The sequence below is a fragment of the Pseudarthrobacter sp. WHRI 8279 genome, from assembly GCF_040224115.2.
Classification (GTDB): Bacteria; Actinomycetota; Actinomycetes; order Actinomycetales; family Micrococcaceae; genus Arthrobacter.
This window is the reverse complement of record NZ_CP168162.1, coordinates 3341523-3355338: the sequence shown is the minus strand read 5'-3', so window position 1 is coordinate 3355338 and position 13816 is coordinate 3341523. Positions and strand designations below refer to the sequence as shown.

Genomic DNA, 13816 nt, shown 5'->3' with positions numbered 1-13816 from the left:
ATTCCGGGGCCTTCCGCGGGCAGTGGTGTGCCTGCGGGAGGCCGTTGGCCACGCCTAGGGCGCGCTGGCAGGACGGCCTCCGGGTGCCTATACACCCTCCCGCCCTTTCAGGGCTCTACACGCCGCTACGTCGATTTTCAAGACTCCGCCGCCGGCGCTACCCGTAGGTGTCGCGGGGACCCCGTCCGTTGACGGACCGGCCGCCCTTGCGCCAGCTCGGTGCGGAGGGGCCCAAAACCTGGATCTTCGTCACCACTCCGTCGCCCAGCTCCACCCGGAACTTCTCCAGCAGGCTGGTGCTGAGGAGCCGGAGCTGGGTGGCCCAGGCGGTTGAGTCGCAGCGGACGTGGAGGGTGGTGTCGGTAAAGCTTTCGGGCGTGCAGTGGGCCGAGATTTCGGGGCCAACCAACGTGGCCCATTCCGCCATGACGGATCCCACTGCCACGGGCGAGGTCCAGCCGCGTTCGGCCACAAGCCGCCCCACCACCTTGCCCAATCCGAGGGGGTCGCGGCCGCTGGCGTGGAACTGGCTGAAGCCGCGGGTGTCCCGGATGCCCTTCTTGGCTTTGGCGGAACCCGGGCGGGATGCCGTCCTGCGGATCTCGCCCCGCGCCGCGGCGGCGTCCCGCATCCTGTTCAGGGCAACCTGGGGAGCATCGATGTTGTCGGGGTCGCGGCCGGGCTGGAGCCCGCCGCCTTTTTCACTGTCCCTGCTCATCAATACCTCCCGGGATGACTTTCACCCGCCGTCCGGAGAGCTCTTCCGGGATGTCGGCGTCGACGGCGGCGGTCACCAGGACCTGTTCCGCGCCGGAGACTATTGCGGCCAGTTTACGCCGACGCTGGACGTCCAGCTCGGCAAAAACGTCGTCCAGGATCAGGATGGGAGCAGACCCTCCCGTCCTGGTGTCATCCAGCATCACGTAATAGGAGGCGAGCCGAAGGGACAGGCACATGGACCAGGTTTCGCCGTGGGATGCGTAGCCCTTAGCCGGGGCCTGGCCCAGGATGAGTTCCAGTTCGTCACGGTGCGGACCCACCAGCGAAATGCCCCGCTCTATCTCCTTGCGGCGCGATTCTGCGAAGGCCTTGATGTACCGGTCAGCGAGCTGTTCCATAGAGAACTGCCGCAGGTCCTCCATGTCAGCCGAAGTACCCCCGGCACTGGTGCCGGCGGCACTTCGCTGCGGGGCGCCGTCGTCGTCCATCTGGTTCTGGAGGCTGGAACGGTAGACGGCGTCGGCCGGTTTTGACGCATCAGTCAGCTGCGCATACGCGCGGCCCAGGTGCGGCCGCAGGCGTTCAACCAGCTCAAGGCGCGCGTGGAGCAGTTCGGCCCCGGCCTTGGCCATGTGCTGGTCCCACACATCCAGGGTTGCCTCATGGGCGGGCGTGAATTTGCCGGCGCGGGCGGATTTCAGCAGGGCGTTGCGCTGCTTCAGGACGCGGTCGTAATCGCTGCGGGTGGCCGCGTGGTGTGGAATGAGGCTGGCCAACAGCTCGTCGAGGAAACGGCGGCGGTTGGAAGGATCGCCCTTGACCAGCGCCAGGTCCTCCGGCGCGAATAAAACTGTCTGGCAAATCCCCAGGAGATCGCGTGCCCGCACCGGGTTGCTGCGGTTGATGCGTCCGCGGTTGGCCCGCCCCGCGTTGATTTCCAGTTCCAGGACAGTGATCTGTTCCCCGCGGACCAGCCTTGCCCTGACCAGCGCGCGCTCCGTCCCAAACCGCAGGAGCGGAGCATCCGAGCTGACGCGGTGTGAGCTGAGGGTGGCCAGGTAGCCGATGGCTTCCATCAGGTTGGTTTTGCCGATGCCGTTGTATCCGACCAGGACGGTGACACCCGGCCCCAGGGCAAGGTCAACCTGGGCATAACTGCGGAAGTCAGTCAGGGAGAGGTGTTCTAGGTACACGCGGCTTTTCGGCAATTCCGGGAACTCGCGGTTCCCTGCTGGGCATTACTTGGCGGGACGGGTGGCGTGGCCGCCGAACTGGTGGCGCAGCGCGGACACCATCTTCATGGCCGGAGAACTGTCCTCGCGGGACTCGAACCGGGCGAACAGCGCCGCAGTGATGGCCGGAGCCGGAATGGCGTTGGCAATGGCTTCTTCCACTGTCCACCTGCCCTCACCGGAATCCTCGACGTAGTCGTCGATGTTCTGCAGGCCCGGATCCTCATCGAGGGCCTTGACCAGGAGGTCCAGCAGCCAGGACCGGACCACGGTGCCCTTTTGCCAGGCACGGAACGTTCCGGGCAGGTCACTGATGATGTCCTTGGACGCCAGCAGCTGGTAGCCCTCGGCATATGCCTGCATCAGGCCGTATTCGATCCCGTTGTGGACCATCTTGGCGTAGTGGCCCGCGCCGATTCCGCCCACGTGGACAAAGCTGTCCGCGCGGTCCCCCTCGGGGCGCAGGGCGTCGAAGACAGGAAGTGCCCGCTCAATGTCCGCGGCGTCTCCGCCAGCCATGAGACCGTAGCCGTTTTGCAGTCCCCAGACTCCGCCGGAAACTCCGCAGTCCGCGAAATGGATCCCCTTGGCGGCCAGGAGTTCACCGTGCTTCTGGTCTTCGGTGAAGCGGGAGTTGCCGCCGTCAATCACAAGGTCGCCCTCGCTGAGCTTCTCGCCCAACTCCTTGATGACGGCATCGGTGATGTCGCCGGCGGGAACCATCACCCAGATGAGCCGCGGAGTGGGAACTGCCGCCAGGAGCTCATCGATGGAGCCGGCGTCGGTCACCTCCGGGTTGCGGTCGTATCCGGTGACCTCAACCCCGCCCTTGCGCAGCCGTTCGCGCATGTTGAATCCCATTTTGCCAAGGCCAATCAGTCCAATGTGCATGGTGGCACTCTTTTCTGCGCTAGGGGGTGGGAACAATTCGTGGGCAGCCCAACTGTGTGGGGCCCCCGCCGCCAGGGTTCCCTGGCCGATGGGGACTTGCGAAGCGAGGGTGGCGGTGGGGATTAGTTGGGCAGGCGGACGGGCATCACCAGGTAACGGTAGTCATCCTGGTCCTCGCCGTCGGCGTCAGCCTGGGCCGTGATCATGGCGGGCTTGGGAGCGGTGGTGAAGGAGAACCGGACGAACTTGGTTTCGATCACGCTCAGTCCCTCCACCAGGTAATGGGGGTTGAAAGCCACCGTGATGTCCTCACCGGAAAGCTGGGCTTCCAGCTCTTCGGAGGCCTGGGCGTCCTCTCCCGTGCCGGCATCCAGGTTCAGCTGGCCCTGGGTGAAGGCCAGGCGGACCGGGGTGTTGCGTTCTGCCACGAGGGAGACGCGCCGGACTGCTTCCACGAGTTCCTGGGTCTGCACGGTGGCGTGAATAGGGGTGGAGTCCGGGAAGAGTGAGCGGATCTTGGGGTAGTCGCCATCAACCAGCAGCGAGGTGGTGGTGCGTCCGCCGCTTTCGAATCCGATCAGCCGGCTTTCGTCATCGGCCAGGGCGAGGTGGATGTCGCCACTGTTGCCGAGGGTTTTGGCCACTTCGTTCAACGTTTTGGCCTTGACCAGTGCACTGGTCGAGATGCCGGGAGTGACCGGCTTCCACGGAACTTCGCGCATGGCCAGCCGGTAGCGGTCGGTGGCGAGGAGCGTAATGAGGTCGTCCTCGATTTCCATCCGCACCCCGGTGAGGATGGGCAGGGTGTCGTCCTTGCTCGCGGCGATGATCACCTGCGATACCGCCTGGGCGAAAGCATCGCCGGGAACGGTGCCGCTGATGGGCGGAAGTGCGGGAAGCGGCGGGTACTCGGCCTCCGGCATGGTGGCCAGGTGGAAGCTGCTGCGTCGGCAGGTCAGGGTCACCTTGTTGCCGTCGGTTTCAACGTCGACTGGAGCAGAGGGCAGGCTGCGGCAGATGTCGGCCAGGAGCCGGCCGGAAACCAGGATGGTGCCCTCGTCCCTGATGTCCGCTGCGATTTCCAGCCGGGCAGAGGTCTCGTAGTCAAAGCTCGAGAGGCTCACGGTGCCGGCTTCGGCCTTCAACAGCAATCCGGACAGGACCGGTACGGGCGGCCGCGGAGACAACGAGCGGGCTGTCCAGGTGACGGCTTCTGCCAGGACGTCCCGATCGACTCTGAACTTCACGGAAGGGTGCCGCCTTTCATTGCTGCTGCGTTGATGTTCCTGAAACGTCCCGCCGGGAGTTCCGAGGAGTTGTTGCCCCGCCCGTGCTGGTGCATGGTCCGTGCTGTGGGAACCACACAAAAACCCGGGGATGGGAGCGCTGCTGACAGCTTAGCCGGAAGATCCGGGATTAACCCATCCCCCAAGTCGGCCAGGCCCCCTTTGGGCCGCTTGGCCTGGAGAGGTTCGGGAGGGTGGACGGGTTTTGTTGTTTGAGGGATTTCAATTTCTTGGGATTAGTAGTGTTAATAACTGCTGTGGAAACTGTGGATAACTCCCGCTCACCGCAAGATCCGGCGGTTAAGCCCTGTTCATGGACTGTGGGTGGCGGAGGTTTTAAACAGGGTGTGGATGGGGACAACATTTTTCGCGATTTTTCGAATCCACAGGCGCCTTAAGGGTTTTAAGCCCATTAACCGCGGTTGTCCCCTTAAGTATCCACAGGCTTATCCACATGCACCTGTTAATAAGGTATAGATGCGGGGGCTACGAGTCGCGCTGCTGCTGCTTGATCCGGTTGGTCAGCTCGGTCACCTGGTTGTAGATCACACGGCGCTCGGCCATCAGCTCGCGGATCTTCCTGTCGGCATGGATCACCGTGGTGTGGTCGCGGCCGCCAAGTTCCTGGCCAATCTTCGGCAGCGACATGTCCGTGAGCTCACGGCAGAGGTACATGGCGATCTGGCGTGCAGTCACCAGCGTCCTGGTGCGCGATTTGCTGCACAGCTCTTCCATGCTCAGCTTGAAGTACTCGGCGGTCTGCTGCAGGATCTGGCTGGACGTGATCTCCTGGGCGCCGTCGTCGGTGATGAGGTCCTTGAGGACCATCTCGGCAAGGGCCACATCGACGGGCTGGCGGTTGAGGCTGGCGAACGCGGTGACGCGGATCAGCGCGCCCTCGAGCTCCCGGATGTTGCTGGAAATCTTGGAGGCGATGTACTCGAGGGCGTCGTCCGGTGCGGACAGGCCTTCGCTCAGTGCCTTCTTGCGGAGAATGGCGATTCGGGTTTCGAGTTCAGGCGGCTGGATATCGGTGAGCAGGCCCCACTCGAACCGTGACTTCATGCGGTCCTCGAACCCTGCCAGCAGCTTGGGCGGCTGGTCCGAGGTGATCACCACCTGCTTGTTGTTGTTGTGCAGCGAGTTGAACGTGTGAAAGAACTCCTCGAGCGTCCGGTCCTTGCCCGCGAGGAACTGGATGTCGTCGATGAGCAGTACGTCGACGTTGCGGTAGGTGGTCTTGAAGCTGGCGCCTTCATCGTCACGGATGGAGTTGATGAAGTCGTTGGTGAACTCTTCCGAGTTCACGTAGCGGACGCGGATGCCGCTGTAGAGCCGGCGGGCATAGTGGCCGATTGCGTGCAGGAGGTGTGTCTTCCCCAGTCCCGAATCGCCGTAGATGAAGAGCGGGTTGTACGCCTTCGCGGGCGCTTCAGCCACTGCGACGGCGGCGGCGTGGGCAAAGCGGTTGGACGAACCAATGACGAAGGTATCGAACACATACTTCGGGTTCAGCCGGCCGAACTCGTGCGACGTGCTGGGCAGCATGGGCTGCGGCTTCTGCTCAATGAGCTGGTCCGGGGAGAAGGACGGCTCGACGACGACGGGTTCAGGCTCCGTGTGGATAGGAACGAGGTCGGTATCGACGTCGATGGCGCAGCGGATGTCCTCGGAGAACACGTTGTGCAACGCATCGTCCAGGGCGTCCTTGACCTGGGTCTGGAGAACTTCGCGGGTGAGTTCGTTCGGGACGGCCACCAGGAGCGTGGAACCGATCAGGCCTTGGGCCTGGGCAAGGATGACAAAGCCCCGCTGCCGTGGTGAAACGCGGTGGTCCTGCTCCAGCAGGCTGATGACGCGCCGCCAGGAACTTCCGACAGTATTGGCGTGGTTGGCTTCGTCTACTGTCATCAATCGGTTCCCTCAAAACTTGCTTTGCCTGCATTGCCTGCAGCCGCGAGTCATGAACCAGGATGGATTCAGCTTCATCCACAGGGTTATGCACAGTCCGTGGATAATCGGCTACTGGGCCACTCTAGGGGATGAAAAGCCTAGAAGATAGCTGGCAAGTAGCTTGTGGATAATTACACCGGTGTGGTTCGGAAAACGGGTCTGTGAGCCACTTCATCCACAGGCTGCGGGGGCAGGTTAGGCACAGCTGGGGATAGCCGCCCAGGGCGCTCCCGGTTTGACTCCGGCCCTTGGATTGCCCTAACGTTGTGAAGTCCTTTGTGTCCGCTTTTTGGCCCCATCTGAATCTCTTAGGCGCAGTGCGCTTGAGCAGCCGGGGGAAGCGTACATATACAAAACTTAGCGTCGGCCAGTTCTTCCCCATATTGATCGGGTGGGCGCACCTTTGATCCACTGGAGTAACTAACGTGAGCAAGCGGACTTTTCAGCCGAATAACCGCCGTCGAGCCAAGAAGCACGGCTTCCGCCTTCGTATGCGTACCCGTGCCGGCCGTGCCATCCTGGCAGCCCGTCGTGGCAAGGGTCGCACCGAGCTGTCGGCCTAAATACTGACTCGTCGGTAGACATTTCTTTGCGAGTTTAAGGTGCTGGCCACCCGTAACCGTTTGAGGACTGCAACCGATTTTTCAACAACTGTACGTTCCGGTGTCCGCAATGGACGCCGGAACGTAGTGTTATATACGGCAGCCATTGCTGCTGACGAACCCAGCCGGATCGGGTTCATCGTTTCCAAGAGTGTAGGGAACGCTGTGGTCAGGAACCTCGTTAAGAGGAGACTGAGAGAAGCAGGTGCTGCCTCGCTGCGCGAGTACGGTACCGGGTTTGCCATAGTGGTCCGGGCGCTTCCGGCGTCCGCAACTGCCAGCTGGGACCAGCTGCTGTCGGATTACAATGCCGCATTGGAATCGACGATGGTCCGGTTGGCCAGCCGCCCGGCAAGGGCTGCTGCCAAGGATTCGGCCGGTACAACACAGGAGGGGACACCGCGTGCGTAACGCCACCGCCGTCGTCGTTACTTCTCTCCAACGTGGTGCCGCAGCCGTGGGGCTGTTCCTCTGGAACCTGCCCCGGAACCTTCTCATTCTTTTTCTCACGGCCTACCGCAAGGTGATTTCACCCTTGTACGGCCAGGTGTGCCGGTTTTTCCCCTCCTGCTCGGCCTATGCGCTGGAAGCTGTCACCGTCCATGGCGCCGTCAAGGGAAGCTGGCTCGCTGTCCGGCGCCTCAGCCGCTGCCACCCTTGGAATGCCGGCGGTGTGGACCACGTCCCCGCCGGCCACCGGGAATGGCCGGAACACCAGACCCCCACAATTGTTGTGCTGAACAACCCGGACAAGTACCTGGCTGCTCGGACTGATGGAGAAGGCCGCAGTGCGGCCTGACGAATAGGGATAAGTATGGACTTCTTTGAAACAATCATGTTTCCGTTCAAATGGCTTGTGTCCATCATCATGGTGGGATTCCATGAGGGACTGACTGCCATTGGCCTGCCGGAAGCCTCCGGCTGGACGTGGACGCTGTCCATCATCGGCCTGGTGCTGGTGATCCGTGCCGCCCTGATTCCCGTGTTCGTCAAGCAGATCAAGGCCCAGCGCGGCATGCAGCTGCTGCAGCCGGACCTGAAGAAGCTTCAGGACAAGTACAAGGGCAAGACGGACCAGCTGTCCCGCCAGGCAATGGCGCAGGAACAGATGGCCATGTACAAGAAGCACGGGACCAACCCGTTCTCGGCCTGCCTTCCCATGCTGATCCAGATGCCGTTCTTCTTCGCACTGTTCACCGTGTTGTCGGGCATCTCGACGGCGAGCCGCGAGGGCGAGGGCATCGGCGCGATGAGTCACGAGCAGGTGGTGCAGTTCGATCAGTCCACAATCTTCGGTGCTCCGCTTTCCGCGACCTTGCTTCACGGCACGCCCCCCGGCGGCAACGTCGTCGCCGTTTGGATCCTCTCCATCCTCATGATCCTCGCCATGACGGCTTCGCAGTTCATCACGCAGAAGCAGATCATGGCCAAGAACATGTCCGAAGAAGCCATGGCCAGCCCGTTCATGCGCCAGCAGAAGATGATGCTCTACATCCTGCCGATTGTCTTCGGCGTGGGCGGTATCAACTTCCCCATCGGCGTCCTCATCTACTGGACCACCACCAACCTGTGGACCATGGGCCAGCAGTTCTTTGTGATCCGCCGCATGCCGACGCCGGGATCCCCCGCTGCAAAGGCCCTCGCCGAACGCCGGGCTGCCAAGGGCCTTCCGGCGCTCCCCATCCTGGGCGGCAAGAAGGACGAGGCCGCCGAGGACGCTGATGCCGCCGCGGCCGTGGCCCAGGCAAAGGGCCAGCGCATCCAGCCACAACGCAAGAACAGGAAGAAGAAGTAATGTCTGCCGAGAGTACCGAACACGCCCTGTCCGAGGAGATCATCGACGATCAGGACGCGTCCGAGAACGGGGAGGCTTCCCTGCCCCGGGCCTCATCAGCCAGCCGCCTGGAGGAAGAGGGGGACGTTGCAGCGGACTACCTCGAGGAGCTCCTGGACATCGCCGACATCGATGGCGACATTGACATTGAGGTCCGTAACGGACGCACGTACATTTCCATCGTGACCGAAGAAGAGTCCGATGCCCTGGACAGCCTGGTGGGTGAGGACGGCGAAGTCCTCGAAGCCCTTCAGGAACTCACGCGCCTGTCAGTGCTGTCTGCAACGGAGAGCCGCTCCCGGCTGGTGCTTGATATCAACGGCTACCGCCAGGAGCGTACCGGCCACCTGCAGAAGATTGCCGAGGACGCCGCAGCTTCAGTGAAGGAAAGCGGCCAGCCGGTGGCACTGGAACCGATGAGCGCCTACGAGCGGAAAATCGTTCATGATGCTGTCGCCGACCTGGGACTGGTCAGCGAGTCCGAGGGCGAAGGCGCTGGACGCCACATCGTAGTATCCGCCGAGTAGAGAATGGCTGATCCGCTAATCATGGTTGACATCACGCAGGCTGAACTTGCCGCTGCTGAGAAGATCTTCGGCGACCGTTTGGACCTGGCTAAGCGCTATGTGGAACACCTGGCCACCTCCGGCACGGAGCGGGGCCTGATCGGTCCGCGTGAGATCCCCCGCTTGTGGAGCCGGCATGTCCTTAACTGCGCCGTCATTGAAAGTGAGATCCCTGAGGGGAGCCATGTTGCCGACGTCGGCAGCGGTGCCGGTCTGCCCGGGCTGTGTCTCGCGATTGCGCGACCCGACCTGGAGCTGACCCTCATCGAACCACTGGAACGCAGGGTGATTTGGCTCCAGGAAGTGGTTGACGACCTCGGGCTGGACAATGTGACGGTTATGCGGACCCGGGCTGAGCTGGCTGTGGGCCACGTGGAGGCGGATGTGGTGACGGCAAGGGCCGTATCCGCCCTTAGCAACCTCGCCGGCCTGACGATTCCCCTGCTTGCCGGCAAGGGTGAAGTGGTGGCCATCAAGGGCCGCAGTGCCGCAGAGGAGATCGAGAAAGCCGCCAAGACCATCCGTAAGCTTGGCGGCGTCGAGACATCAGTTCTCACTGTTGGTGAGAGCCTCCTGGAGGAACCCACCACCGTGGTCCGTATCGTTGTAAACAAGTCCCAAAAGAAGGCCTAGTTCGGGCCCGGTGGCCCAACTCTGCCGGGTCCAGCAGTTAGGCTAGACATCGGCAGCAAATTTGGCTGAACGAGAGTGAGTGTGCCCCAGTGACAAGTAGCGAACCCTCCACACAACGGATACCCCCGTTTGTGTCTTTGGGGTCAGCACGTTCTGTCGCTGGTCCTCTCGCGGCGCCGGGCAGGGGTGGAATTCACCCGCAGAAGGTTTCGAACGCTTCCAAGTCAGCAGCCGTTTCACGTGAAACAACCGCTGGCGGACGATCAAATGTAATCGATGCGATTGATGATTCAAGCCCCATAGCCCGGGAGCTTGCGCACGAAACGAAACGTCGTGAGCGGTTGGTAGGCCGCCAGCTGCCGCGGCCGGAGAACACCCGTGTCTTCACGGTCTCCAACCAGAAGGGTGGGGTGGGAAAGACCACCACCACTGTCAACATTGCCGCGGCCCTTGCGGCCGCCGGCCTTAACGTCCTGGTCATCGACATTGACCCCCAGGGCAATGCATCCACCGCCCTGGGGATCGAACACCACGCGGACGTGGACAGCATTTACGATGTCCTGATCAACGATGTCCCTCTCGCGGATGTGGTGGCACCATGCCCGGACATCGGGAACCTGATCTGCGCACCCGCAACCATCCACCTGGCAGGCGCGGAAATTGAGCTGGTCTCCCTGGTGGCCCGCGAGCAGCGGCTCCGGCGGGCGATTGACGTTTATGCCAAAACACGCGAGAAGAACGGCGAGCAGCGGCTCGACTACATCTTCATTGACTGCCCGCCGAGCCTTGGCCTGCTGACCGTTAACGCTTTCTGCGCAGCCAACGAGGTACTCATCCCCATCCAGTGCGAGTACTACGCACTGGAAGGACTAAGCCAGCTGCTCAAGAACATTGAGATGATCCAGAAGCACTTGAACGCTGACCTGGTTGTTTCGACGATCCTTTTGACCATGTACGACGGCCGCACCAATCTTGCAGCCCAAGTTGCGGCCGAGGTACGCCAGCACTTCCCGGACCAGGTCCTGTCTGCTGTCGTTCCGCGCTCGGTCCGCATATCTGAGGCGCCAAGCTACCAGCAGACGGTGATGACGTACGACCCTTCCTCCAGTGGAGCCCTGTCTTATCTGGAAGCCGCTGCTGAAATAGCAGAGCGCTAAAATCTTCAAACTGCAACGACCGGAGCCTGGCGATGCCCGGCTCTACCACTGGAGGGATTACCAATGAGCGAGAAACGACGCGGCCTGGGCCGCGGTCTGGGTGCGCTGATTCCAAGTTCCGCCGCCGCCAACGGGTCGGGCAATGCTGCAACCGTCTCGCGTCCGGTAGATCTCTTTTTCCCTGAGGGACGCAAGAAGACCGAGCCTCTGGATGAGGCAGCCGATACCCTGCCGTCGAAGCCGGCGGAAGAGAAGCGTGCCGCGGCTGCGTCCTCCAAATCCTCCTCAGCCAAACCTTCAGCCAAGTCTGCTGCAACCAAGGGGCCGCAAGCCGGTACGACGGCACCGAAGGCGAATGCTGCCGCTAAGGCCGAGACGGAAGCGCCGGCTACACCGGCAGACAGCGTCGACGATGCTGACAAAGCAGGGCAGGAGCAGGCGGGCACGCCGGAGGAGGCTGCTTCGGCAGGTACCACCGATGGACGCAGTGAAACCCCCGCATGGAACGACAACGGTGTTGATCTGGTGGAAGTGCCGGGTGTCCGCTTTGCAGAGATTCCAGTCTCTGACATCCATCCCAACCGCAAACAGCCGCGGTCTGTCTTTGATGAAGACGACATGGCTGAACTCGTTCACTCGGTACGCGAAATTGGCGTCCTCCAGCCAATTGTCGTGCGGAAGTCAACCGAAGAAGGTAGCGAACCATTTGAGCTCGTTATGGGTGAGCGCAGATGGAGGGCAGTTCAGGCCGCTGGCCTCGAAACCATCCCTGCAATCGTCCGGGACACCACCGACGACGACCTGCTTCGGGATGCACTGCTGGAAAACCTGCACCGCAGCCAGCTCAACCCCCTGGAAGAAGCTGCGGCCTACCAGCAGCTCCTGGAAGATTTTGGGACCACGCACGAACAGCTGGCCGACCGCATCGGCCGTTCGCGTCCGCAGGTGTCGAACACCCTGCGGCTCCTCAAGCTGCCCCCGCTGGTACAGCGGCGCGTAGCGGCCGGTGTTCTGTCTGCAGGCCACGCTCGCGCCCTCCTGGCCCTTCCTGACGCTGCCGCAATGGAGCGCCTGGCTCAGAAGATCGTTGCGGAGGGAATGTCGGTCCGCGCAACGGAAGAAGCTGTGACGCTGTACCAGGATCCGGCGAAACCCACGAAGAGCAACATTCCCCGTCCTGGAGCCCGCCATGAGCGGCTCGACTATTTGGCATCCTCGCTTTCCGACCGGCTTGATACCAACGTCAAGATCTCCCTTGGCGTCCGTAAGGGAAAAGTCAGCATTGAATTCGCGAGCGTAGAAGACCTTAACCGCATTATGGAGGTCCTGGCTCCCGGCCAGAGTAATTAACTAATTTTCACTGAGTAGGGCTCGGTTCACATCGAATCGGGCCCTACTTGTTTCTTGGGGGCGTCGCTATTAGGGACCATGCGCAGTAGCTACCGGGTTCTATATTGGGAGGACCTGCAACCGTTGTAGGGCTGGCACAATTGGGGGCTCACGTGGTCACGCTGAGCGCAACCGCGTGGCGCATCGCTGTTTGCGAAGCCCGTCACCTCCGTTACCTGCATCTATTGCGCAGTATCTGGGCGGAAGCGCTTAGGCCTGAGTACGTACTAGCCCATCTCAGGCCCGAAACTGAAACCGCACCTAGCAGCTGTAAGTCTTTCTGCAGGCCTAAGACGCCTACGTAACGGCTCCAGACACGATTGTGCGTGCTCCCTTAGGCGTAGTGAGTTTCACGTGAAACTCCTCGCCGGTCGGCACGGTTCGGAGTTTCCCTACTGTTCCTTCGGCAGACTGGCACTTAGGGGGTAGGTACGGGCCGCGAGGTAGAGGGCAGGGCTGGCTGGGGGGAAACGAGGCCTATTTTTTATGGGCTAGCCGGCCATTGGGGTAACCGTTATAGCGGCGAAGGTGGTCACTCGTGGCAGCACGCATCGTCCTCCCACATGGAGATGGAGTCACGCAGTGGGCAATGAGACCACGATAAATCAATGGTGCTGTTGTAAGGCACGGCTGTGTATGGATCTTTGAACCGTCCGATGAACACTTGTCCCCCAGCTGCAGCGGAATGCGTCGATGTTTCACGTGGAACATGCGGTGGTATGGACACGTCCGTGCCTTCCACATCCTAGTTCCGCTGGCTCCTCTTGCGCAGACCCAGTTTTGCCCCCCGTTGCTGGGTCCTTTTCGTCGCTAGCAAAGAAGCGAAGCAAGAGAGCTATAGTCCCCCTTGCCGCAGGTGGGCCGAGCAAACTATGGCTGCGGCAGGTGGAGTGCCGTCTCTAAGGTTGCCTTGTCCAGTCTTGGTGCCGGCGGTGTCCTCAGGTTAAGTCCTGGCGATGGCACGTGTGTTCCCATGGCAATTTCCTCCTCGGTCCCAGTCTGTCCAAACGCATTGCGTCCACGGCCGACAACCGGTGCCCGAAGTTGCTCGTCTCCGGTTAGGGACATTGTGCCCCGGCTCTTCCCTGGGCGGAGGACGGCACTATGTCGGTCACTTGTCCGAGAGGTCCCGCGGTCAACTTCTGGTGTACGCCCCGTTTCACGTGAAACAGGGGCACGTCGGTAGACCCGAACGGGGTCCTAACTGGTTAGAACGAGAGTCTAAGTCAGGGTCCATGCCGGAGTTAGCGTGGAAGCCCCTTCCATGGTTTGGGTCAGCGAACTCACGACCTCGGAGTGCGGTGGGCGTGGGCGGAGTCCGAGCGGAAGGAGAGGCGCAGGGTAACTGCTTCAGCATGGATAGCACCGTTATCGAACAGCGGCGCAGGCCCCCCGATCGGCTGGTACTTATTCTGAGCTTGGAGCCTACGAATCCCGCTATTTCCCTGGACCTCATACATCGACGGGTCGTCTGGCGCCTATTACTGCATATCCAATGTTGCCAGTGCCGCGATCGGTCTGGCTTCCCTCGGGTTTGGACCGGGGACGCGCGC

13 protein-coding genes are annotated in these 13816 nt (G+C 61.8%); 8 read left to right on the top strand and 5 right to left on the bottom strand.

The genetic code is table 11. From position 1 onward, the window contains the following. Nucleotides 1–157 precede the first annotated feature (157 nt). From ABRP28_RS15425 to dnaA, 5 genes are all read right to left on the bottom strand, one after another. Complete coding sequence (locus tag ABRP28_RS15425) at nucleotides 158–718, bottom strand: DciA family protein (RefSeq protein WP_350004137.1); 561 nt, start codon at nucleotides 716–718, stop codon at nucleotides 158–160. Beyond that, nucleotides 702–1913 (bottom strand): DNA replication/repair protein RecF, encoded by a 1212-nt coding sequence (recF, locus tag ABRP28_RS15420; protein WP_350004136.1) that lies wholly within the window; start codon nucleotides 1911–1913, stop codon nucleotides 702–704. Before recF ends, ABRP28_RS15425 begins: the two co-directional genes overlap by 17 nt. A 45-nt stretch (nucleotides 1914–1958) precedes the next feature. Then, nucleotides 1959–2843: a phosphogluconate dehydrogenase (NAD(+)-dependent, decarboxylating) gene (gene gnd, locus ABRP28_RS15415; protein WP_350004135.1), complete on the bottom strand. Its 885-nt coding sequence runs from the start codon at nucleotides 2841–2843 to the stop codon at nucleotides 1959–1961. A gap of 122 nt (nucleotides 2844–2965) precedes the next feature. Further along, nucleotides 2966–4090 (bottom strand): DNA polymerase III subunit beta, encoded by a 1125-nt coding sequence (gene dnaN / locus ABRP28_RS15410; protein WP_350004134.1) that lies wholly within the window; start codon nucleotides 4088–4090, stop codon nucleotides 2966–2968. A gap of 525 nt (nucleotides 4091–4615) precedes the next feature. Further along, nucleotides 4616–6040 (bottom strand): chromosomal replication initiator protein DnaA, encoded by a 1425-nt coding sequence (gene dnaA, locus ABRP28_RS15405; protein ID WP_231454159.1) that lies wholly within the window; start codon nucleotides 6038–6040, stop codon nucleotides 4616–4618. 467 nt (nucleotides 6041–6507) lie between these two features. On the opposite strand from dnaA, the gene rpmH reads away from it, so the two are divergent. The 8 genes from rpmH (at nucleotide 6508) to ABRP28_RS15365 (ending at nucleotide 12224) form a co-directional block, all read left to right on the top strand. Next, nucleotides 6508–6645: a 50S ribosomal protein L34 gene (rpmH, locus tag ABRP28_RS15400; protein WP_003800212.1), complete on the top strand. Its 138-nt coding sequence runs from the start codon at nucleotides 6508–6510 to the stop codon at nucleotides 6643–6645. A 39-nt stretch (nucleotides 6646–6684) separates the two neighbouring features. Beyond that, entirely contained in the window at nucleotides 6685–7095 is a 411-nt protein-coding gene (rnpA, locus tag ABRP28_RS15395; protein ID WP_350004133.1) for a ribonuclease P protein component, read from the top strand. Beyond that, the gene (gene yidD / locus ABRP28_RS15390) at nucleotides 7088–7483 is read left to right on the top strand and encodes a membrane protein insertion efficiency factor YidD (RefSeq protein WP_350004132.1); all 396 of its coding nucleotides are present in this window, start codon (nucleotides 7088–7090) and stop codon (nucleotides 7481–7483) included. Before rnpA ends, yidD begins: the two co-directional genes overlap by 8 nt. A gap of 15 nt (nucleotides 7484–7498) precedes the next feature. Beyond that, complete coding sequence (gene yidC, locus ABRP28_RS15385) at nucleotides 7499–8479, top strand: membrane protein insertase YidC (protein WP_350004131.1); 981 nt, start codon at nucleotides 7499–7501, stop codon at nucleotides 8477–8479. Beyond that, entirely contained in the window at nucleotides 8479–9045 is a 567-nt protein-coding gene (locus ABRP28_RS15380; RefSeq protein WP_350004130.1) for a R3H domain-containing nucleic acid-binding protein, read from the top strand. The genes yidC and ABRP28_RS15380 overlap by 1 nt, the downstream gene beginning before the upstream one ends. A gap of 21 nt (nucleotides 9046–9066) precedes the next feature. Then, complete coding sequence (gene rsmG, locus ABRP28_RS15375; RefSeq protein ID WP_350004244.1) at nucleotides 9067–9717, top strand: 16S rRNA (guanine(527)-N(7))-methyltransferase RsmG; 651 nt, start codon at nucleotides 9067–9069, stop codon at nucleotides 9715–9717. 89 nt (nucleotides 9718–9806) lie between these two features. Beyond that, nucleotides 9807–10874 (top strand): ParA family protein, encoded by a 1068-nt coding sequence (locus tag ABRP28_RS15370; RefSeq protein WP_350004129.1) that lies wholly within the window; start codon nucleotides 9807–9809, stop codon nucleotides 10872–10874. A gap of 63 nt (nucleotides 10875–10937) precedes the next feature. Then, nucleotides 10938–12224, top strand: a complete 1287-nt coding sequence (locus ABRP28_RS15365; protein ID WP_350004128.1) for a ParB/RepB/Spo0J family partition protein — start codon at nucleotides 10938–10940, stop codon at nucleotides 12222–12224. The last annotated feature ends 1592 nt before the right edge of the window (nucleotides 12225–13816 follow it).

What these genes read in the sequence shown, in the direction of transcription:
- ABRP28_RS15425 (WP_350004137.1), bottom strand. Translation starts at nt 718, where the DNA reads ATGAGCAGGGACAGTGAAAAAGGCGGCGGGCTCCAGCCCGGCCGCGAC.
- gnd (WP_350004135.1), bottom strand. Translation starts at nt 2,843, where the DNA reads ATGCACATTGGACTGATTGGCCTTGGCAAAATGGGATTCAACATGCGC.
- dnaA (WP_231454159.1), bottom strand. Translation starts at nt 6,040, where the DNA reads ATGACAGTAGACGAAGCCAACCACGCCAATACTGTCGGAAGTTCCTGG.
- yidC (WP_350004131.1), top strand. Translation starts at nt 7,499, where the DNA reads ATGGACTTCTTTGAAACAATCATGTTTCCGTTCAAATGGCTTGTGTCC.
- ABRP28_RS15380 (WP_350004130.1), top strand. Translation starts at nt 8,479, where the DNA reads ATGTCTGCCGAGAGTACCGAACACGCCCTGTCCGAGGAGATCATCGAC.
- rsmG (WP_350004244.1), top strand. Translation starts at nt 9,067, where the DNA reads ATGGTTGACATCACGCAGGCTGAACTTGCCGCTGCTGAGAAGATCTTC.
- ABRP28_RS15365 (WP_350004128.1), top strand. Translation starts at nt 10,938, where the DNA reads ATGAGCGAGAAACGACGCGGCCTGGGCCGCGGTCTGGGTGCGCTGATT.